We start from the raw sequence: 19,778 nt of genomic DNA, 5'->3' as shown, positions 1-19,778 counted from the left end.
AAAAAGGAGGCTGATAGAGCCTCCTTTTTATTTAGAAATGTTCTAATTTGGACATATTCCACATACGGAAATAGAAGTTCTCTTCATCTTTATTTTCACAAGACAGCAGTTCACCATCTTTTAACCAAAAATGCAGCTGCGCATAGTTTCGAATTTCTCGGTCATTAATACGCTGTGCTAAATGGCGTGCTTTAATTTCTGCTGGATGTTTTAAGCCCGCTGAAGCAATCATTTCTGAAAGTGCCTTTAATGTGTTGTCATGAAAATGAAGTACACGTTCGGCTTTGGTGGGCACATGGATTGCTTTTTGACGCTCTTTGTCTTGTGTCGCAACACCGACAGGGCATTGGTTGGTATGACAACTTTGCGCTTGAATGCAGCCCACAGCAAACATAAACCCTCGTGCAGAATTGACCCAATCTGCACCAATTGCCATGGTACTGGCAATATCAAAGGCACTAACCAATTTGCCACTGGCACCAATTTTGATCTGATCACGTAAACCTGCACCGACCAGTGTGTTGTGTACAAAAAGTAAGCCTTCACGTAGTGGTACGCCCATATTGTCTATCAGTTCGATAGGTGCTGCACCAGTCCCGCCCTCGGAACCATCTACCACAATAAAATCGGGAATAATTTGAGTATGTAGCATGGCTTTGACAATGCTCATAAACTGCCAAGGCTGGCCAATACACAGCTTAAATCCGACTGGTTTACCTTCAGATAGCTCACGCAGTTTTTGAATAAAATGCATCATCTGAATAGGTGTTTTGAAGGCAGAGTGACTTGAAGGAGAAACACAGTCATGATCACGACTGACGCCCCGTATTTCGGCAATCTCTTCAGAAATTTTATCTTTCGGTAGAATCCCGCCATGGCCGGGTTTTGCTCCCTGAGAGAGCTTGATTTCGATCATTTTGACTTGAGGTCGTTTGGCTTGAACGGCAAATTTTTCAGGGTCAAATTGCCCATCTAGAGTACGGCAGCCAAAATACCCACTGCCTAACTCCCAAACAATATCGCCTCCATATTCAAGGTGGTACGGACTTAAACTGCCTTCGCCAGTATCATGGTAAAAACCGCCCATTTGCGCTCCTTTGTTTAAAGCGCGAATGGCATTGGCACTCAGGCTGCCAAAACTCATGGCTGAAATATTGAAAATAGAAGCACTATAAGGTTGTGAACATTGCGAATTGCCCACCAGAATACGGAAGGTTTTAGGGTCAGCAGGTGTGCATGGGCTTAGTGAATGAGTCATGAAGCGGTAGTTGTCTGCATAGACATCGATAATGGAACCGAATGGTTTATCTGCATTTTGGTTTTTTGCACGTTGATAGACCAAACTGCGTTGCATCCGTGAAAAAGGCAGTGCGTCTTGATCGGCCTCAATAAAATACTGGCGAATTTCAGGGCGAAAATCTTCAAAAATAAAACGAAAGTGCCCCATAATCGGGTAGTTCTTTAAGATCGAATGTTTATTTTGTAAAACATCATGCAAGCCAACAAGACTCAGTAAACCAGTTATCAGCCAAATACTGTTCAGTAAAGTGTCCGAAATAAAATAATTAATATAGATAGGGGTGTGGCTATAATGAAAAAAAGAAATGCTCAAGAAAATAAAAATACACAGTAGCCAAATGGAGTGCCGTGAAAAAAAAGTATTGAGTAATTTATGACGTATGGATTGAGCAGGGCTAGACATATGGCTGGGTATCCTTCCTGATTGTTTAAACCTAATGTGCCAAGTCTCTATTTCATCTACAAGTAATAAATTGTTGTTAAGCCCGTTATTATTCGTAGGGGGAATTCAATATTAAAATTACGGATAAATTTTATACAGATTGATATCTTTCAGAATTTAAAGTATATAAAATGAATATGAACAAGCGCTTATTGTTCAAAAGAAAAAATTATAAATTACTTACTTCTAGGGATAGGTTAGGCCAAGCTTGCATCGGTATAGTGTGGTTGAAGAATGATAAGAAAAAGGGGAAGCTTCAGTGAAAAATAAGGAAACTGTTTTGCCTGCACCTGTTTTAATCGTGGAAGATGAAGCCATGATTCGCTCGCGCCTAGATCTGATCCTGTCGGAGCTAGGCTATAGTCAAGATATGCTGATTTTTGCTAAAAATTTAGCTGAATCCATGCAAATCATTGCATCACAGCCGATTTCTTTAGCCTTAGTTGATTTAGGGTTGCCCGATGGAAATGGTATTACCTTAATTGAAAAACTTAGAGAGATAGACGAAAGCGCCTTAATTTTGGTGATTTCGGCATGGAGTACACAGCAAAGTTTATTTGCCTCGATTAAGGCAGGAGCGAATGGCTATGTACTGAAAGAACGTGATGATGCTGAAGTGCTAATGTCGATACGGAGTATTTTGCGCGGCGGAGCGCCGATTGATCCCTTTATTGCTCGCGAAATTTTAAATCAAATCTCAACCTCAAATACCCCCCAAACTGAGCGTGTAGAGCAGTTGGATGGTCAGGACTATGATCAACTGACCAATCGAGAAACTGAAATTCTAAACTTGGTGGCACAAGGCCTGAGTAACCGCGAAATTGCTGAGCAATTATTTGTTTCGCGCTATACCGTTGAAAGCCATATTAAGCATATTTACCGCAAGCTTTCTGTTTCAAAAAGAACCAAAGCAGTCAGTACTGCGCGTTCTTTAGGTATTTTATGAGAAATGGCTGGCTGAGCATTTTTGTCACACTGTGTTTGTGTGCGCTTAGTTTTGCCAGTTCCGCACAAACGAACTTTGCTGTTAGTCCAACCTGTAAAGTGAATGTCGATAAAATTTCTGCGGTGAAAACAAGTTCTATCGATGTTGTTCCGAAGACGGGATGGGTAGAGGTTAAAAACCCTGACGTGTGGACAGAACGCTGGCCACATTACGATGGCGGCGTTTGGTACCATTTTAATTGGCATTGGAGTTGTAACGACAGTAATGAACTGAAGCAGCCTTTAGCATTTTCTGTGGAAGGCATGAGTAGCGCAGGCGCTGTTTTTTTTAATCGAAACCTGCTTTGGAAAGATAAGCATTTAGTTGAACCCCTATCAAAAAGTTGGAATACTCCGCGTTTTTGGATCCTTCCTGTCGAAAGCTTAAAACAAAAAAACAATGACATTTGGGTCTATGTGGTTGGTAATAGTTATGAAAGTCCGGGTTTAGGCAAACTAGAATTTTCTGATATCACAACAGCATATGATAAACAACAAAAAAGAATTTGGAACAAGAGAGCACTGTTTCAAGTCAATTTAGTCATTTCCACCACCTTAGGTTTGGTGTGCTTTGTCATTTGGTTTTTTAGACGCAATGAAACGACATTTCTGTGGTTTTCTGTTAGCTGTTTGTTTTGGGTCTTGTTTATTTGGAATGTCATCAACCGAGAAGTGTTTCCATATCCAAACTCCTTGTGGGTCATGAAAACTAACCTGACTTTTTTTGTTTTATACAATGTTTGCTTTTGCATTTACTTACTGCGTTTTGTGAAGACAAAGTTTGCTGAGTTAGAGAAAACCTTATTTTTAGTTGCTGCAGTGTGTATTGTCACCATCTTGTTTATCCCGAGCTTGATGGTCAATATCGTATTTGCTGTGATTTTCCTGTTATGTATTGCATTATTTATCGCATCATTCTGCTTTGTGATTTATCGTGCTTATAAGACCAAGCGCCGTGATTATATCTTGTTGGTGGTTTGTTTAAGTGTGATTCTTATCGTCATGCTTTACGATATTTCACTACTTTTTGATGGGCATATTAATGACCATCAGCCTTTGTCGCCGTATACCTCACCGGTGATCACTTTTTTTATTGTGATTATTCTCGCAACACGTTTAGATAAAAATATTAAAAAAATACAAAGATTTAATAGTGAGCTTGAGCAACGAGTGAGCTTTGTGACCAGTAATCTGTCCTCTAGTTTATATGCTCGACACCAATTAGAGCTTGAAAATGTCCGTCTACAAGAGCGTATTCATTTAGCACACGATTTGCACGATGGCTTAGGTGCATCCTTGGTTCGTTCCATGATTTTGGTGGATCAGAGCTCCAGCACCATGTCGAATCAACAATTTTTATCCATCCTCAAATTGCTTCGAGATGACTTAAGACAAATTATTGATAGTGGTTCTTTAACAAATAACAAAACGCCAGATAATCCTGTGTTATGGATTGCTCCTGTTCGGCATCGGTTTAGTCAGATCATGGATGAGTTGGACATTGAGGCGACTTGGAGCATTCCAGAGGCATGGGAAATACAACCGACAGCACTACAATGTTTGACTTTAATTCGTGTTCTTGAAGAAAGTTTGACTAATATTATGAAGCACAGTCAAGCACGGCATATTGATGTAAAAATGTATTATCCAAGTACAACTCACTTGGTCATGATTATTCAGGATGATGGCGTAGGTTTTAATGTGGAGTGTGTGCTTAACCACGGGATGGGCATTGGTATGCGCAGTATGAAAATGCGTTTAGAAAAAATTGGTGCTGAGCTCAATATCGAATCTGAAAAAGGCTGTACCAAAATTATTGCCAGTTTAAGGTTTGGTGAGGGAGAAAGTGCTGAGTAGATTAGATTCCTCAGCACTTGGTTTGCTTAAGCTTCGTCAGGTGGGAGTAGCATTAAGACGGATTCGTTCATCAGCATTGCAATGTCTTCTAGAATATCGGCATCATATAAGCTTTCATCAAGTAACAGTGCTTCACCATCTGCTAAATTCTTGAGTAATGGTGCAAATTGCTCCGAAATGCATAGCCCTTCACCGTTTGCCCAAAATAAGAATTCATCTTCATCGTGAGTATAAAGTAGGCGAGAAGCGGGTTCTAAGATCAGCTGATAGCCTTGGTCTAAAATACCTTCTAGATCTCCTGTGCCAATTTCTTCAGCTTCAGGAATATTTTCAGGGTACTTTGGCTCTGACATCAGGGTCATAATGGCATCATCAAGCAAAGTTGAATTTTGTAGCTGAGTCAAAATTTCTGCTTTTAAATAATCCAATTCGTTTTGTGTTAATTGGCCGATCGGGCTTTGTTGGTCACGGACAATATCGAGTAAAGGATTACGTAGCAGAGCGTTATCAGACAGTTTGTCGCCTACACGGTCTACCATGTCGGTGACGTTTGGCATACGGAAGCCAAAAGAGAAGGTCAGACAGTCATCTTCAGCTACACCAAAATGTGATAAACCCGGTGGTACATAAAGTAGATCACCTGGCGCTAATACTTCGTCAAAATGTACGTCAATTTCAGGCAGTAATTTTAAAGGTTGGCCTGCAATAATCTCAGATTCAGCATCGCACATTTGACCCAACTGCCAACGACGATGACCATAACCTTGAACTAAAAAGACATCGTAAAAGTCAAAATGCTTTCCGACAGAGCCACCCTTAGGTGCATAAGACACCATGATGTCATCACGGCGCCACTGCGGAATAAAAGGAAATTTTTTCCACAGTGCTGCTAAGTCAAAAGAGTAGTGGTCTACGGCTTGAACCAATAAAGTCCAGAGTTTTGGCATCTTTTGGAAATCAGCTTTTAACAGCGGTGAAGATTTGACCGACCACTGATTTGGGTCACGGTCTTTTTGTTTGATGAGACGAGCTGTGACATTTTCATCTAAAGCCAGTTCCATAATATCGCTAGGTTCTAAAATATTGATAATTTCAGGCAGCGCGTTGCGGACCAATAATGGCTTTTTTTGCCAATATTCGGCAAGGAATTGTTCAGCTGTAATACCGCCAAGAACATCAAGAGATTGGGACATGAAAATAGCCTAAGCAAATTTAAAACAATATTGTGACTATTGTCTTATGATCGAAGGCCTATGTGCAAGTATCGTTAGATTTATTTAAATGCGCTTGGTTGATTTAAATAAATTAAGTTTGTCTGAGTCGTTATGATTGCAGGCATCAAAATTTTTACAGCATAATAGGTCTAAAATATAGTGAAGAAAAATAATGTTAAGTAAAGAAGACGCCGAGAAAATGGCGAATGAGATATTGCAAAAAGAAAGAGAGAAAAGTCAGTCCAAATTAGCGAAAAAATCATCCTCAATCGATAGGATATACAAAACAAAAGATTTGGCTAAGGTGCCGCAATATCAGCATATCTTACTTTTTAGACAAGCCAAAAGTCTCGCTGAAGATCATCCGCTATATAATAAAATGTGGTATGCTATTTGGTATTGGCATTGTTATTTGTCAAATATCTCTTTAGACAGAGGGAAAGTGTGAGTAGCTTTGACCCTAATAATATTGGTCTATTTTCATTTCTTATTCTTTTTATGCTGATTACGCTATACCGTAGTTTATTAATTCGAATGTACTTTAAACGACTCATTCAAGCTTATCTCTCAGCAAATTCGTTTAAAAAGCTTTGAGCGATTGGTCATATATTATATTAATGCTGTTGTTACATTTAATGCTCAAAATTGAACAGCAACATCTGCTGCTGTTCAATTTATTGAGGAACCAACTAAAAATACTTCTAATAATTATGGCACAAGCACTTTTAATTCACGCAGAATATGACACAACTGAATCATAGGCATACCCATCAACGTGGTTTGATCTTGTCCTATCATTTGTTCAAATAAGCTGATACCAAGACTTTCACACTTGAAGCTTCCAGCACACATCAGTGGCTGTTCAACTTCAACATAACGCTGGATTTCATGTAGGCCCAGTTTACGGAATTTGACTTTATAGTGTTCAACTAGACTACGTTCAAAGCCAGTTGAGTGTTGCTGCACGCTGAGTGCGGTACTAAAGTACACAATTTTATCCGAATTGGCTTGTAGTTGTTTAATGGCTTTTTCAGTACTCAATGGCTTACCAATAAAAATATCGGGTGCACCTTCACGCCATGCTACTTGATCTGAGCCAATCACGATTGCTTCAGGGTTCTGTGACGCAATGACGTGCGCTTTTTCATAAGCCAATCGTTTGGCTAAATCATCGGCATGGATTTCACCACGAGGCGATTCGTCTATATCAGGGACAACGCAGCGGTAGTCTAGACGTAAACGATTCATGAGGTCTTTACGAGTTTGACTGCTTGATGCCAAGATAATTTCTGAAGTATTCATTCGACAGCATATTCCATAAGCACATTTAGGGGTACGTAAGACAGTACAGCTTGATGGCAAGCTTGAACTTTAACAGGAGGCGCAAAACCGGCCTGATAAGCTTCTACCCAACGGGTCACACAGATACACCAAAAATCACCAGGTTGTAGACCTGGAAAGTCAACTTCAGGCACAGGGGTAATAAGATCATTACCCACTCGCTGAGAAAAATTTAAAAACTCAGAGGTCATTTCGACACAGATCGTGTGTTGTCCCAAATCGGAAGGTGCTGTATGACAAAAGCCATTACGGAAATATCCCGTGATCGGGGAATAACAACAGCTGGCTAAAGGTTCACCCAAAACGTTTAAACGGTTTAGATTTGGATCAGGATGAATAGACATAAATGCTAAATCTAGTGAGACTTTTCACTATGATAGCAAAACTTTGCCTTTCGTTTGCTTTTCTGCAAAAGAAGCTAACCTTTTTCTGCATAATCATTTAAAATCGACGCGATTTTTATATATAGAAAGAGAGCTCTACATGAATTTTCAGCGTATGACTGACCTCGATTTAACGGGTAAACGTGTTCTTATTCGCGAAGATTTAAACGTTCCTGTTAAAAATGGTGTGATTACAAGCGATGCACGTTTACGTGCCGCTTTACCAACAATTAAAGCAGCGTTAGCACAAGGCGCAGCCCTAATGGTTTATTCTCACCTTGGTCGTCCAGTTGAAGGTGAGCCAAAACCAGAACAATCATTAGCACCTGTTGCTGCGTATTTGACTGAAGCATTGGGTCAAGACGTTCAATTAGTGACGGACTACCTTGACGGTGTTGAAGTTGCAGCAGGTCAAGTGGTACTCCTTGAAAACTGTCGTTTTAACGCAGGTGAAAAGAAAAATAACCCAGAACTTGCTGCAAAATACGCAGCACTTTGTGATGTATTTGTGATGGATGCATTCGGCACAGCACACCGTGCAGAAGCATCAACTGAAGGCGTGGCACGTTTAGCGAAAGTTGCAGCTGCTGGTCCTTTATTGGCGGCTGAGTTAGATGCACTTGGTCGTGCATTACAAACACCTGAAAAACCAATGGTTGCGATTGTTGCAGGCTCTAAAGTATCGACTAAGTTAGATGTGTTGACATCACTTTCTGATATTTGTGATCAATTGATCGTGGGTGGAGGTATTGCCAATACGTTCTTGGCAGCAGCAGGCTTCAATGTTGGTAAATCATTGTGTGAAAATGATTTGATTGATACAGCAAAAGCAATTGCGGCAAAAGTTTCTGTACCGCTTCCAACGGATGTTGTAGTAGCTGATGCTTCTGAAATCGATTTTGCAGATTTCTTGGGTTCATTGGCTGCTGCTAAAGCAGTCGTGAAAAAAGTTGAAGATGTGACTGACAATGACATGATTTTGGATGTAGGTCCAGAAACAGCAAAAGCATTTGCAGACATTTTAAAAACGTCAAAAACGATTCTTTGGAATGGCCCAGTGGGCGTATTTGAGGTTGATCAATTTGGCGAAGGCACTAAAACATTATCTTTAGCAATTGCTGAATCTGCTGGCTTCTCTATTGCAGGTGGTGGTGACACTTTAGCTGCTATAGATAAATACGAAGTTGCTGACAAAATCGGTTATATCTCAACTGGTGGTGGTGCTTTCCTTGAGTTTGTCGAAGGTAAAACACTTCCAGCAGTTGCAGCGCTGATAGAGCGTGCACAATAATTATTGTGTGCTCATGCTGTTGTAAAAAGGTTGACTTCGGTCAACCTTTTTTTATGGGCTTAACAAATCTATTCATCATTCAGTCATGAAAATGAAATAATGCTGAAATAAACTACAGGGCATTAAATCATCTGTTCTAGGAAAACATTATGAATTTAAAAATGACCCTTGCTGCACTTTTGTTAGCACCATTGGCACTGACTGCTTGTAAGAAAAATGAAGCACCAGAGCAAACCGCTGCCGCATCTGAAACAGCAGCAGTCGAAGAAGCTGTAACGGCTGAACAACAAGCGGCAATTGATGCGATTGATCAGCCAGAGTTGGATGAAAAGAACAAAGACATTCCTGCTGAAGTTGCAAATGCACCTGCAGATGCTGCAACTGCGGATCCTGCGGTAGAGGCTTCGGCTGCTACAGCACACTAAATACACGCGAATTTCGTAAAAAGTCCCTGCAATTGCGGGGATTTTTTTTAAATAGTGTTATTTGTTGCTGAATTGAAGCCTTTGAGCATGTAGAATATGTCGCATCAACTGGGAGGACATTATGGCTCTTATTTCATTGCGCCAGCTCTTGGATCACGCCGGCGAACATGCTTACGGCGTACCAGCATTCAACGTAAACAACTTAGAACAAATGCGCGCAATCATGCTTGCAGCAGATGCGACAAATTCACCTGTTATCGTACAAGCATCAGCGGGTGCGCGTAAATATGCAGGTGCTCCATTCTTACGTCATCTTATTTTGGCTGCAATTGAAGAATGGCCACACATTCCAGTGGTAATGCATCAAGACCATGGTACAGATCCAGACGTTTGCCAACGTTCAATTCAATTGGGCTTCTCATCTGTGATGATGGATGGTTCATTGGGTGCAGACGGTAAAACACCAACAACGTATGAATACAACGTTGATGTAACTCGTCGTACAGTACAAATGGCGCATGCATGCGGTGTTTCAGTTGAAGGTGAAATCGGTTGTTTAGGTAGCCTTGAAACGGGTATGGCAGGTGAAGAAGATGGTGTGGGCGCTGAAGGTGTTCTTGATCATTCTCAACTTCTCACTTCAGTTGAAGAAGCACGTCAGTTCGTTGCAGATACCAATGTAGATGCGCTTGCAATTGCAGTAGGTACTTCACACGGTGCATACAAGTTCACGCGTCCACCTACAGGCGATATTTTGGCAATTGACCGCATTAAAGAAATTCATGCGGCGCTTCCAAATACCCACCTTGTGATGCACGGTTCAAGCTCTGTTCCTCAAGAATGGTTAGCGATCATTAATCAGTACGGCGGCGACATCAAAGAAACTTATGGTGTTCCTGTTGAGCAATTGGTTGAAGCAATTAAGCACGGTGTTCGTAAAATCAACATCGATACAGACTTGCGTTTAGCATCGACTGGTGCAATGCGTCGTATGATGGCTGAACAACCAAGCGAATTTGACCCTCGTAAATTCTTCGCGAAAACTGTAGATGCAATGAAACAAATTTGTGTTGACCGTTATGAAGCATTTGGTACTGCGGGTAATGCCGATAAGATTCGTCCAATTTCTTTAGAGAAAATGGTTGATCGTTATAAATAATTCTTTTTGAATCATTTATATTGGAAAAGCCCACCCTGATGTGGGCTTTTCTATGTGTGTTTATATTCGAGGCGACAATAATAAGAGTGTGCTATGGAACTGATATTTGCTGCGGCCTGTTGTAGTGTGGTGGTCTCCATTCTTTTAAAATGGGGTAAAAACAAAGGATTTGATCCGATCCAGATGATTAGCTGGAACTATGCTTCAGCCAGTTTACTGTGTTACTTCTGGTTTAAACCTGATCTAAGCCACGTTTCTATTTCAAATACTCCGTGGTGGCTGATTGTCGCGCTTGGTGTCTTGTTGCCGAGTGTATTTTTATTTTTAGCTAAATCTTTACAATATGCAGGCATTGTCAAAACAGAAATCGCACAGCGTTTGTCGGTGATTTTGTCTTTATTCGCGGCTTATTTTATTTTTCAAGAACAGTTTAATCAGCTCAAAATTGTTGGGGTGGTCTTGGGGCTTTCCGCCGTGATGTGCATTTTATTTACCAATACCTCTGGTGGTGGAGAAGGTCAAAAACAGGCCGTATGGTATTTAACACTAGTCTGGTTTGGTTATGCGCTGATTGATGTCTTGCTCAAATATACAACAGGGCTGGGTGTACAGTTTTCCGTTGCGTTAAACCTGATGTTTATTTGCGCATTTTTGCTGTCAGTCGGTTATGTTGCCGTGACCACGAAAAATATCGGTTTAACCAAGAACGTCGTGGCAGGCCTATGGCTTGGCGTGTTGAACTTTGCCAATATCGCACTTTATGTCAAAGCTCATCTGCTACTCAAGGACAGCCCAGCGGTGGTCTTTGCAGGCATGAATATTATGGTGGTGCTGTTAGGCGTATTCAGCGGACTACTTTTCTTTAAAGAAAAGCTCAAACTCGCAACAGCCATCGGACTGGTGTTGGGTATCACAAGCGTGGCTTGTTTAGCTTACGCAATGTCTGTTTAAAATAGTTCTGCACAAAGGAAAAAGGGTGTTTGAGCAGATCTTCAATTACTGCAATCCCTAATAACAGCCCTGGTTGCTCACATCTAGGGCAATCGGGATAGTGAGGGCGCATGATATGTTGATACTGACCTAAATAGATTTTATTGCAATGTGCACATTCAAATTTCATCGGTATATTGGGCTTAACAGACATCAGCAACCTCACTTTTTTTGTTTTTGACATTGAACATGATGAAGCAATTTTCAGGCCCAAAATATAAAAGGGACTGAAGTCCCTTTTATATACAAATAGCATTACAGCTGTGTGAAAATATCTTCTTTGCTTAAACGAGACTTTGGCAATTTTGCATTGAAGTCGGCATCACTCCGATAGCCTAGTGTGAGCAATACAGAAGGGACTAGACCTTGTTCGGTTAAACCTAGCTCTTCACTAATAATGGATTCATCAAAACCACCAATCGGTGTAGCATCAATTTTTTCAATACCTGCAGCCAATAGAATTTGACCTAAAGCAATAAAGGTTTGGTTTTCAGCCCAACGCTGTACATCACCTTTTTCATTGCGGTAATAGTTGACATAACCTGAACGACTGTCTTTTTGGCCTTGCTTAGCGGCATCATCTTTAAAACGACCATGTAGGTCATCTTGATGCAATAAATTTTCCAAATGTTGCTCAGAAATATCGGCTTTGGTACAAAATAAAATTGTATGTGATGAATCTAGTACTTTGGGAGCATTGTATGCGTATTTACCCACCAGTGCTTTTGCAATCCGCTCTTTGGCGTTTGTGTTTTCTGCAATGAAAAAATGCCAAGGTTGGATGTTGATAGACGATGGAGTTAAGCGGAGAATTTCTAATAATCGAGTAAACTGTTCATGAGGGATCTTTCTATTTGGGTCATAAGCTTTGGTGGTATAACGACTTTTTGAAATATTTAGCAGATCCATAATCGCACTCAATTTATTGTTGATGTCTCATTCTAACCGATGAAAGGAGACTTGTGATCACGCTACAACTCGAACAGACTTAGATTTTAGTTGAAAAAGGCATACAGACTTAGTTCGTTATCATTATTGAATAACGAGTGTGTTACTCAATTTCTACGGGGGGAGGCAGTTAGTATGTAATCAAATCTGAGTGTAAGTTACTCGTTTTGTCTTTATGTGACATTGAGATAGTAATTGCGTTGCAATCAAATCTATAAAGTGGTTGAATTACTTCTTTAAAATAATGAACATACTGTATAAATGTTTGATCTAGAACCTAAAAATATCAAAGCTAAAATCCGACAACAGTCTTTAACGAAAGTTTTTACGGTGTTGATTTTTGGTTTGAGTATTTTAATTATTGTGTCGGAATATCAAAAATATAGTGAATGGAATTTTAAGTTTCTAGTGATTGCTGTGGCTGTCATGGTTTGGAATTATAAGTTGGCTCGTGAAATTAAAAATTTAAAAGATCAAAATACCGATGTGCCTTAAACAAATCATTTTCTGGTTTATGCTAGTATTTACGCAAAGTGAGCTACTTTTGCTTAAATCTTGACAACCTAGTATAATGCAGACTATGAGTAGGTATTTGTTCCTACTTTTCTATGATATAGCTGATTGTGATCTATCTGAGTTCAGGCATTTGACTTGAATATCATCATTGTAACTACAGAATTATTATTCAAAACCCGTTTTATTAATCTCTTTGTTCCATCACAAAAAGCTCACTTAGTGAGTTAAAATTTTGACAACTTTAAATACATGGCGTGTTGCTACAGCCGTAAATGGTAGTGAAATCAATGTAAAATTGGTGCCACTTAAACGTCAACAGAATACAAATCACGGTTTAATTTGGGTTGAAGTGGGGCATATGATTCAACTTGAATCTGGCGAAACTCTTCCAATGAACTTAGATGGTTTGAGCTTTTATACCGGTGTTAATCAATTGTATCGTCTAAATGAGTTGAACTAAGGCGATAAGTACTTGAGTTAAGCATTATGTATAATATTGATTGGTATAGTAAAAAAATGGCATTAATACTGCCATTTTTTTAATGCCAAATTTTGTAGATGACCATTCGCATTAATTTCTAAAATCTGAGCTGAATCTTCTTTCCAGTCACCGAGTACAATTCTCTTTTTCCCATCGACATCATGAATATTGGCACGATGGGTGTGCCCGTGAATCAGTAAATCAGCATTGCTTAATGCTGATTGAACAGCATCTTGATTCACATCCATGACTTCATAGCTTTTAAACTGTTGCGCTTGACGGCTTTTTTTACGGAAACCATTAGCCAGTTTTTGTCGAAAGCCAAGAGGTGTACTTTTTAAAAACTTCAGCAGAAGTGGATTGCGGATGATTTTACGAAAACGCTGATAGGATACGTCATCCGTGCAGAGCAAATCACCATGTTCAATACGAATGGTGTGATCTGAAAGTTTGAGTGTGCAAACTTCAGCTAACAGTTGGCCATTAAATTGGTCGAGGAACTGCTGTCCTAGGGCAAAATCACGGTTACCTGTTAAGAAATAGATGTGATTGCCTGCATTTGAAAATTGCTTTAAAGCGCAAATGATTTCATCTAGCCAAGGGGCTGTGTAGTCATCACCAATCCATGCATTGAACCAATCGCCTAAAATATACAGCTGAGTATTCATGTTTTTATAAGTATCTAATAAATCTAAAAACCCCCGAACGAGTCGAGGGTGATCGGGTGACAAGTGTAAATCAGCGATAAACAAATAGGTCACGGAAGTTTCCTTTTAAAAATCCCTCCCGACCTCCCTTTAAAAAGGGAGGGTAATCTCATATTCGAATGAGAGTCTAGCTCCCTCCTTTATCAAAGGAGGGCTGGGGAGGATTTAAAAATTACTCAGAAATGATCTTAGCAGATTCAATCACAACGTTTTCTAGTGGAACATCAGCGTGGTAGCCACGGTTGCCAGTACGAACGCCTTTAATTTCGTTTACTACGTCTAGACCTTCAGTTACTTTGCCGAAAACTGCATAACCCCAACCTTGTGCATTTTTGCCAGAGTGGTTAAGGAACGAGTTGTTACCCACGTTAATAAAGAACTGAGCAGATGCAGAGTGAGGTGCTTGTGTACGCGCCATTGCAATTGTACCAAGGTCATTGGTTAAGCCGTTATCAGCTTCGTTTTCAATTGCATCACGTGTTGCTTTTTCTTTGAAGTTTTCATCCATACCACCACCTTGGATCATGAAGCCATCGATCACGCGGTGGAAAATTACGCCGTCATAGAAACCGTCACGTACGTATTCTAAGAAGTTAGCAACAGTAATCGGTGCTTTTTCGTTGTTAAGTTCAAGAACAATACGACCTTTATTGGTGTTTAATTCGACTTGAGGAAAACTCATTGTGTAATCTCCTAATCATGGACATCAAAGCCATGGGTTTTTTGGTTGTGAGAAGCATAAGCAAACTGTAAACTACAAGGCAAGTAAAAACGTTATTTTCTTTGTAAAATAGATCAAATATCGTTTAAGGGGCTGTAAAATATTCATAAATCGACTGATAGATCAGTTAGAATTATGCTCGTATAGCAGGACCCTATTTTTCCTTAATTTTTTTCATCAAAGTGATTTTTAAACTATGAAGCCGAATGATGTTGTTTCAACACTGCCAAATAACCCGACACCAAGTAACAATGCCTCTGTCGCAGCGCAGCAAGAACAACAGCCAGGCTTAGACTTTGTTCGCCAAGTGATTACCGATGATTTGGCTGAAGGTCGTACGCAAAAAGTAGTCACGCGTTTCCCGCCAGAGCCGAATGGTTATTTACACATTGGTCACGTAAAAGCAATTTGTCTAAATTTTGGTATTGCCAACGAGTTTGATGGTTTTTGTAACCTACGTTTTGATGACACCAACCCAGATGCAGAAGAACAAGAATATGTAGATGGGATCGCCAACGATGTTAAATGGTTAGGTTTTGAGTGGAATGGCGAACCGCGCTATGCGTCAAGCTATTTTGATCAACTCCATGCATGGGCGATTCAACTGATTAAACAGGGTGATGCTTATGTTGATTTGCAGTCGCCTGAAGAAATTCGTTTGAACCGTGGTAACTTTATTGAGCCAGGTAAAAACTCGCCTTACCGCGATACTTCAGTTGAAGAAAACCTTGCACGTTTTGAAAAAATGAACAATGGTGAGTTTGCAGAAGGTGAAGCTGTTCTGCGTGCCAAGATTGATATGGCATCTCCAAATGTGCATATGCGTGACCCTATTTTGTACCGTGTACTCCATTCAGAGCATCACCAAACAGGTGATAAATGGAAAATGTACCCAATGTACGACTATGCACATCCATTATCCGATGCAATTGAAGGCATTACTCACTCATTATGTACTTTGGAATTCCAAGACCACCGTCCGTTTTATGACTGGGTGGTTGAGAAAGTTCACTCGGAAGCAGTACCACGTCAGTATGAGTCTAGCCGTTTAAATATTGACTACACCATTACCTCTAAGCGTAAATTACGTAAATTGGTTGAAGGTGGTTATGTCAATGGATGGGATGACCCACGTATGCCAACCGTTGTAGGTATGCGTCGTCGTGGTTTTACCCCAGAAGGCCTACGTGACTTCTGTAAGCGTGTTGGTGTGTCGAAGTCAGATGGTATTGTTGATGTTGCAATGCTTGAATACTGCATCCGTCAGTCTTTGGAAAATACAGCTGCTCGTGGTATGGCAGTATTGAATCCACTCAAAGTCACACTCACAAATTTGCCTAACGATATAGATTTAACTCATTCACGTCATCCAAATGTAGACATGGGTGAGCGTGTAATTCCGTTAACCTCTGAAATTTACATTGACCGTAAAGACTTTGAAGAAGAACCACCAAAAGGCTTCAAGCGTTTAATTCCGGGTGGTGAAGTTCGTCTACGTCATGCTTATGTCATTAAGTGTGATGAAGTGATTAAAGATGAAAACGGTAAAGTGGTTGAGTTGAAATGTTCAATCGACCCTGAAACTTTGGGCAAAAATCCAGAAGGTCGTAAAGTTAAAGGGGTGATTCACTGGGTATCTGCGACTAAAGGCATTCCTGCTGAAGTGCGTATTTATGATCGCCTGTTTACAGAGTCGGACCCTGAAGTGGGCGATGATTTCTTAGCGAACTTGAATCCTGATTCATTGAAAATTGTAAACGCGGTGATTGAGCCTGCATTGGCGCAAGCACAGCCTGAAGACCGTTTCCAATTTGAGCGTGAAGGTTATTTTGTTGCAGATCAATACGACCATACAGCAGAGAAACCTGTGTTTAACCGTATTTTAGACTTAAAAGACAGCTTTAAGCCTAAATAAGCGCTGTTTGCTTGATTTGGATAGATATAAGGCTCAACTTCGGTTGAGCCTTTTCGTAGCGAAACCAATAGGAATATACTGTGATCGTTCGAGATAAAACCAATAGCTTTGCATTACTCTTTGCTTGGCGTGGCACCATTTTGCCGAAAGTGTTTCCGGCACTGATGGTCGGTGTTTTAATTTCAACTCTTTTGGTTTATCTAGCGACTCAACATTACGTGACAGCTCCTGCAGTGCCTGTCATTGGGTTTACTGTATTTGGTGTGATTCTTTCGATTTTCTTAAGCTTTCGAAATACAGCGTGTTATGACCGCTGGTGGGAAGGGCGTAAGCTATGGGGCGCAATGATTGCCAACGCACGGCATATGATCCGTGATAGTTATGTCTTAAATGATGCAGAGCGTACAGTTTTGATGTATCGCGTGATGTTATTTAGTCATTTGCTTCGAGATCGTTTACGGCAGCAAAGTCATACCTATGACCACTATCAAGCCAAAGTACAACTGACAGTAGAGCAGTGGGAGGTATTGGCTACGCATATTAATCCACCGCAATATCTATTAGAGCTTACGCAGAAAGATCTGGCGGTGTTGTATAAGCGTGGTGAGATTAGCGATATTATTTACAGTATGCTGACTAAGCATACGGTGGCAATGGGAGATATTCACGCTGGTTGTGACCGTATTTCATCTACACCTCTGCCATTTTCTTATTCAGTTTTGTTACACCGTGCCGTGTACTCTTTCTGTCTCATTTTACCTTTTAGTTTAAGTTCCAGTCTCGGTTTTTGGTCACCGGTGATCGTGGCCTTAATTGCCTATCTATTATTGGGTTTAGATGCGCTAAGTGCAGAGTTAGAAGAACCCTTCGGGCTTCAGGAAAATGATTTGCCTTTAGATGCTATTGTGCGGGGCATAGAGCGCGAAATGCTCAGTTCTTTAAATGAATCTTTGCCAGAACCAGTAAGTGCGCATAGAGCCAATTTAAGTTAAAGCAGTGAACAAATCCATAACAGAAAATGAGCGGATTGCCTGAGCCATAACAAATTTTCGATATGATTGGTTTGTTGAGATGTGCTATCACTAAGTTTAAAAGTGATAGGGATATAACAATGACTACCGTGATCGAAACTCAGATGTTGATTCGGCGTTCTGTCAATATTGTGTTTAACGCTTTTGTTGATCCACTCATAACCACCAAGTTTTGGTTTAGTCAGTCTTCCGGCTATTTAGAAAAAGGCGCAATGGTCGATTGGACATGGGATAAATACCAAATTACACATTCGACTCATGTCCTCCAAGTCGTTGAAAATGAGCTGATCTGCATCGAATGGGGCACGCCTAAAACTAAAGTTGATTTTGTATTTGAAAAAATCGACAGCATGAATACCTATGTGATCATTCGAAACTATGACATTGAGTTACAAGGTAATGAGCTGATTCATTACGTGATGGATGCAACAGGTGGCTTTACTACAGTGTTAGATGGTGCCAAGGCATGGCTTGAATACGATATCCAGCTCAACTTGGTCGAAGATAAATTTCCGCCTTTTCAACTGCGTTCACATCAGTGATCTTTTTTAGAGCGTTCCTCTTTAAACTCAAAATAGTTCCCAAGCTGCTGTTTGGCCTTATCACGTAATTTCTTTTTGATGTAGAGCACCAAGGCAAAACAGGTGGTGGTCAGCGTTAACATCAGGCTGTTCATGAAACTCATCATAGAGCTGACATAGCCAATAGTAGTAAGTCTGTTCATCATTTTGATGACTTGTGGGCTACTTTCAACGCCTGTAATGGCCCATGTGCATAAGTGTTCACAGTTATTGATAATAAGATGGTAGTTGTTTTCATGCATGCGTGAGCGCATACGGCGAACCACTTTACGGCCTTTATATTTGGGGGCTTGGTACTGATTAACTGTAATTTTACGTCCGTGGCTAAAGTTCTCGATGGAGGTGATTTCAATCGGATGCTTTTTAAAAAGATGCGCAAAACCTGAATAATGAATCACACGTCCACGCCCAGCATATATGCCGTGATGCGTATAGCCAAAATGTTTGACTATAAGATGAGCCCCCAAGGGGTAGTGGACTTTTTGTTGTTGCATGCCTAATACGTGCTAATTCATTACAGTTGTCTTTTATCTGTATTTTAAAGCTTCTGCTGGGAATTAGCGACTGTTTAGTGGGTTTCGGTTATTTGAGTTTACGATGATAGAAATAAAAGAGACCGATTGGAAAGGAGTATCTAGCTTTTGTGATCGCATTAAAAAAGGATGCAAGCATCCTCTTTTAAGATGAAGTAGTGTTTATTGATCTACTAGACCTAAAAGTGAATTTTGGGTACTGCACATGCGTGTTGCTTCTTCAGTGTTCATCGCTTTCACGTCTTCTTCAAATTTCTTTTTTTGTTCTTTGAGTTGTTCTTCAGGCAAACCCATCTGCTCGGCAAGTTTTTCCATTTTTTCCCAAGACTCAACACAAGCTTTCGGCATCTTGCTACATGCTGTTAAAGATAAAAGGGTAATACATGTGCTGATTATGAGTAGTTTTTTCATTACTTAACCTTTTAATTTCAAAAATTATTGATTTTTATATTGAGCCTGTAAGGTAACAAAAAATTCAGGCTTTGTATAATATTTAAACGTGCAAAGTGTGCTGTGCTTCATATATCTTGGTTTTTTATAAGGCGAATGATTTACAGACATTAAAAAAGGCACTTAGATCAATCTAAATGCCTTTTTGATGAATATTCAGTGACTCTACTACTGTAGAGGTCGATGCTGAAGTTCATTTAACTCCTTACGGCCATAGCCACGAGAAGCTAATACTTTTTTAATCCCAACAATCACGTCTTCATCGGTCGCTGTTTTAAGCTTTTCGATGAGCTGTTCATTGGTTTTACAAGAGCAGTCATTTTCAACACAAGCAATTTGATTTTTATGCTCGTTTTGCTGTTCATTCGAAAACAGCTTTTGCCAAAAACTCATATAGACTTCATTTACAACCTAACATAGGGTGAAATATAACCAATCTGTAAAATAATGCAAGTCAGCGTGAGAGATAAAAGCAGCGATCGATGTCGAAAAATTCCGATTATAGCGCAA

Annotated in this window: 22 protein-coding genes; 12 read left to right on the top strand and 10 right to left on the bottom strand. The window is 40.1% G+C overall.

What is annotated here, in order from left to right:
- Nucleotides 1-31: 31 nt before the first annotated feature.
- Nucleotides 32-1,702, bottom strand: coding sequence for an FMN-binding glutamate synthase family protein (locus MF4640_RS04775; protein WP_004984739.1), 1,671 nt, complete (start codon nt 1,700-1,702; stop codon nt 32-34).
- Nucleotides 1,703-2,000: 298 nt separating this feature from the next.
- On the opposite strand from MF4640_RS04775, the gene MF4640_RS04770 reads away from it, so the two are divergent.
- Nucleotides 2,001-2,687, top strand: coding sequence for a LuxR C-terminal-related transcriptional regulator (locus MF4640_RS04770; protein WP_078388851.1), 687 nt, complete (start codon nt 2,001-2,003; stop codon nt 2,685-2,687).
- The gene (locus tag MF4640_RS04765) at nt 2,684-4,582 is read left to right on the top strand and encodes a 7TM diverse intracellular signaling domain-containing protein (RefSeq protein WP_078388850.1); all 1,899 of its coding nucleotides are present in this window, start codon (nt 2,684-2,686) and stop codon (nt 4,580-4,582) included. The genes MF4640_RS04770 and MF4640_RS04765 overlap by 4 nt, the downstream gene beginning before the upstream one ends.
- Before the next feature lie 26 nt (nt 4,583-4,608).
- Here MF4640_RS04765 and MF4640_RS04760 read toward each other — a convergent pair whose 3' ends face one another.
- Nucleotides 4,609-5,775 carry a cupin domain-containing protein gene (locus MF4640_RS04760; RefSeq protein ID WP_005401197.1) on the bottom strand — a complete coding sequence of 389 codons (1,167 nt, stop codon included), beginning with the start codon at nt 5,773-5,775 and terminating at the stop codon, nt 4,609-4,611.
- Nucleotides 5,776-5,968: 193 nt separating this feature from the next.
- Here MF4640_RS04760 and MF4640_RS04755 point away from each other — a divergent pair, with 193 nt between their 5' ends.
- The gene (locus MF4640_RS04755) at nt 5,969-6,244 is read left to right on the top strand and encodes a hypothetical protein (RefSeq protein WP_227518620.1); all 276 of its coding nucleotides are present in this window, start codon (nt 5,969-5,971) and stop codon (nt 6,242-6,244) included.
- Nucleotides 6,245-6,504: 260 nt separating this feature from the next.
- Here the strand turns inward: MF4640_RS04755 and MF4640_RS04750 are convergent, their stop codons facing one another.
- Both MF4640_RS04750 and MF4640_RS04745 read right to left on the bottom strand, forming a co-directional pair.
- Complete coding sequence (locus tag MF4640_RS04750) at nt 6,505-7,098, bottom strand: Maf family protein (RefSeq protein WP_078388849.1); 594 nt, start codon at nt 7,096-7,098, stop codon at nt 6,505-6,507.
- Entirely contained in the window at nt 7,095-7,481 is a 387-nt protein-coding gene (locus MF4640_RS04745; protein WP_004984725.1) for a DUF2237 family protein, read from the bottom strand. The genes MF4640_RS04750 and MF4640_RS04745 overlap by 4 nt, the downstream gene beginning before the upstream one ends.
- Nucleotides 7,482-7,620: 139 nt before the next feature.
- On the opposite strand from MF4640_RS04745, the gene MF4640_RS04740 reads away from it, so the two are divergent.
- From MF4640_RS04740 to MF4640_RS04725, 4 genes are all read left to right on the top strand, one after another.
- On the top strand, nt 7,621-8,811 hold the full coding sequence (locus tag MF4640_RS04740) for a phosphoglycerate kinase (protein ID WP_058869696.1): 1,191 nt from the start codon (nt 7,621-7,623) through the stop codon (nt 8,809-8,811).
- A gap of 149 nt (nt 8,812-8,960) precedes the next feature.
- Nucleotides 8,961-9,236 carry a hypothetical protein gene (locus MF4640_RS04735; RefSeq protein WP_004696954.1) on the top strand — a complete coding sequence of 92 codons (276 nt, stop codon included), beginning with the start codon at nt 8,961-8,963 and terminating at the stop codon, nt 9,234-9,236.
- Between the two features lie 121 nt (nt 9,237-9,357).
- On the top strand, nt 9,358-10,395 hold the full coding sequence (fba, locus tag MF4640_RS04730) for a class II fructose-bisphosphate aldolase (protein ID WP_004984718.1): 1,038 nt from the start codon (nt 9,358-9,360) through the stop codon (nt 10,393-10,395).
- A 93-nt stretch (nt 10,396-10,488) separates the two neighbouring features.
- Entirely contained in the window at nt 10,489-11,346 is an 858-nt protein-coding gene (locus MF4640_RS04725; RefSeq protein WP_078388848.1) for a DMT family transporter, read from the top strand.
- 294 nt (nt 11,347-11,640) lie between these two features.
- On the opposite strand, the gene nfsB is transcribed toward MF4640_RS04725, so the two are convergent.
- Entirely contained in the window at nt 11,641-12,294 is a 654-nt protein-coding gene (gene nfsB, locus MF4640_RS04715; protein WP_004696962.1) for an oxygen-insensitive NAD(P)H nitroreductase, read from the bottom strand.
- 300 nt (nt 12,295-12,594) lie between these two features.
- Between nfsB and MF4640_RS04710 the strand changes: the two genes are divergently transcribed.
- Together MF4640_RS04710 and MF4640_RS04705 are read left to right on the top strand one after the other, a co-directional pair.
- Nucleotides 12,595-12,828, top strand: coding sequence for a hypothetical protein (locus tag MF4640_RS04710; RefSeq protein ID WP_004696964.1), 234 nt, complete (start codon nt 12,595-12,597; stop codon nt 12,826-12,828).
- A gap of 253 nt (nt 12,829-13,081) precedes the next feature.
- Nucleotides 13,082-13,309 carry a hypothetical protein gene (locus tag MF4640_RS04705; protein WP_004696967.1) on the top strand — a complete coding sequence of 76 codons (228 nt, stop codon included), beginning with the start codon at nt 13,082-13,084 and terminating at the stop codon, nt 13,307-13,309.
- A gap of 62 nt (nt 13,310-13,371) precedes the next feature.
- On the opposite strand, the gene MF4640_RS04700 is transcribed toward MF4640_RS04705, so the two are convergent.
- Nucleotides 13,372-14,091 (bottom strand): UDP-2,3-diacylglucosamine diphosphatase, encoded by a 720-nt coding sequence (locus MF4640_RS04700; protein WP_078388847.1) that lies wholly within the window; start codon nt 14,089-14,091, stop codon nt 13,372-13,374.
- Between the two features lie 118 nt (nt 14,092-14,209).
- Entirely contained in the window at nt 14,210-14,719 is a 510-nt protein-coding gene (locus tag MF4640_RS04695) for a peptidylprolyl isomerase (protein ID WP_004696971.1), read from the bottom strand.
- A gap of 235 nt (nt 14,720-14,954) precedes the next feature.
- Between MF4640_RS04695 and MF4640_RS04690 the strand changes: the two genes are divergently transcribed.
- From MF4640_RS04690 to MF4640_RS04680, 3 genes are all read left to right on the top strand, one after another.
- The gene (locus tag MF4640_RS04690; RefSeq protein ID WP_078388846.1) at nt 14,955-16,673 is read left to right on the top strand and encodes a glutamine--tRNA ligase/YqeY domain fusion protein; all 1,719 of its coding nucleotides are present in this window, start codon (nt 14,955-14,957) and stop codon (nt 16,671-16,673) included.
- A gap of 80 nt (nt 16,674-16,753) precedes the next feature.
- On the top strand, nt 16,754-17,665 hold the full coding sequence (locus MF4640_RS04685; RefSeq protein WP_004696975.1) for a bestrophin family protein: 912 nt from the start codon (nt 16,754-16,756) through the stop codon (nt 17,663-17,665).
- Between the two features lie 119 nt (nt 17,666-17,784).
- A complete protein-coding gene (locus tag MF4640_RS04680; RefSeq protein WP_004696977.1) occupies nt 17,785-18,246 on the top strand; it encodes an SRPBCC domain-containing protein in 462 nt (153 codons plus the stop codon).
- Here the strand turns inward: MF4640_RS04680 and MF4640_RS04675 are convergent.
- The 3 genes from MF4640_RS04675 to MF4640_RS04665 all read right to left on the bottom strand — a co-directional run bounded on the left by MF4640_RS04675 (nt 18,240) and on the right by MF4640_RS04665 (nt 19,661).
- A complete protein-coding gene (locus MF4640_RS04675) occupies nt 18,240-18,779 on the bottom strand; it encodes a lecithin retinol acyltransferase family protein (protein WP_004984706.1) in 540 nt (179 codons plus the stop codon). The two genes, MF4640_RS04680 and MF4640_RS04675, sit on opposite strands and share 7 nt — an antisense overlap.
- 201 nt (nt 18,780-18,980) lie before the next feature.
- Complete coding sequence (locus MF4640_RS04670) at nt 18,981-19,229, bottom strand: hypothetical protein (RefSeq protein WP_004696981.1); 249 nt, start codon at nt 19,227-19,229, stop codon at nt 18,981-18,983.
- Nucleotides 19,230-19,436: 207 nt separating this feature from the next.
- Nucleotides 19,437-19,661: a hypothetical protein gene (locus MF4640_RS04665; protein WP_004984703.1), complete on the bottom strand. Its 225-nt coding sequence runs from the start codon at nt 19,659-19,661 to the stop codon at nt 19,437-19,439.
- Nucleotides 19,662-19,778 lie beyond the last annotated feature (117 nt).

It is taken from the genome of Acinetobacter sp. MF4640, from assembly GCF_002018895.1.
Taxonomy (GTDB): Bacteria; Pseudomonadota; Gammaproteobacteria; order Pseudomonadales; family Moraxellaceae; genus Acinetobacter; species Acinetobacter johnsonii.
This window is presented reverse-complemented; position numbering and strand designations above follow the sequence as displayed.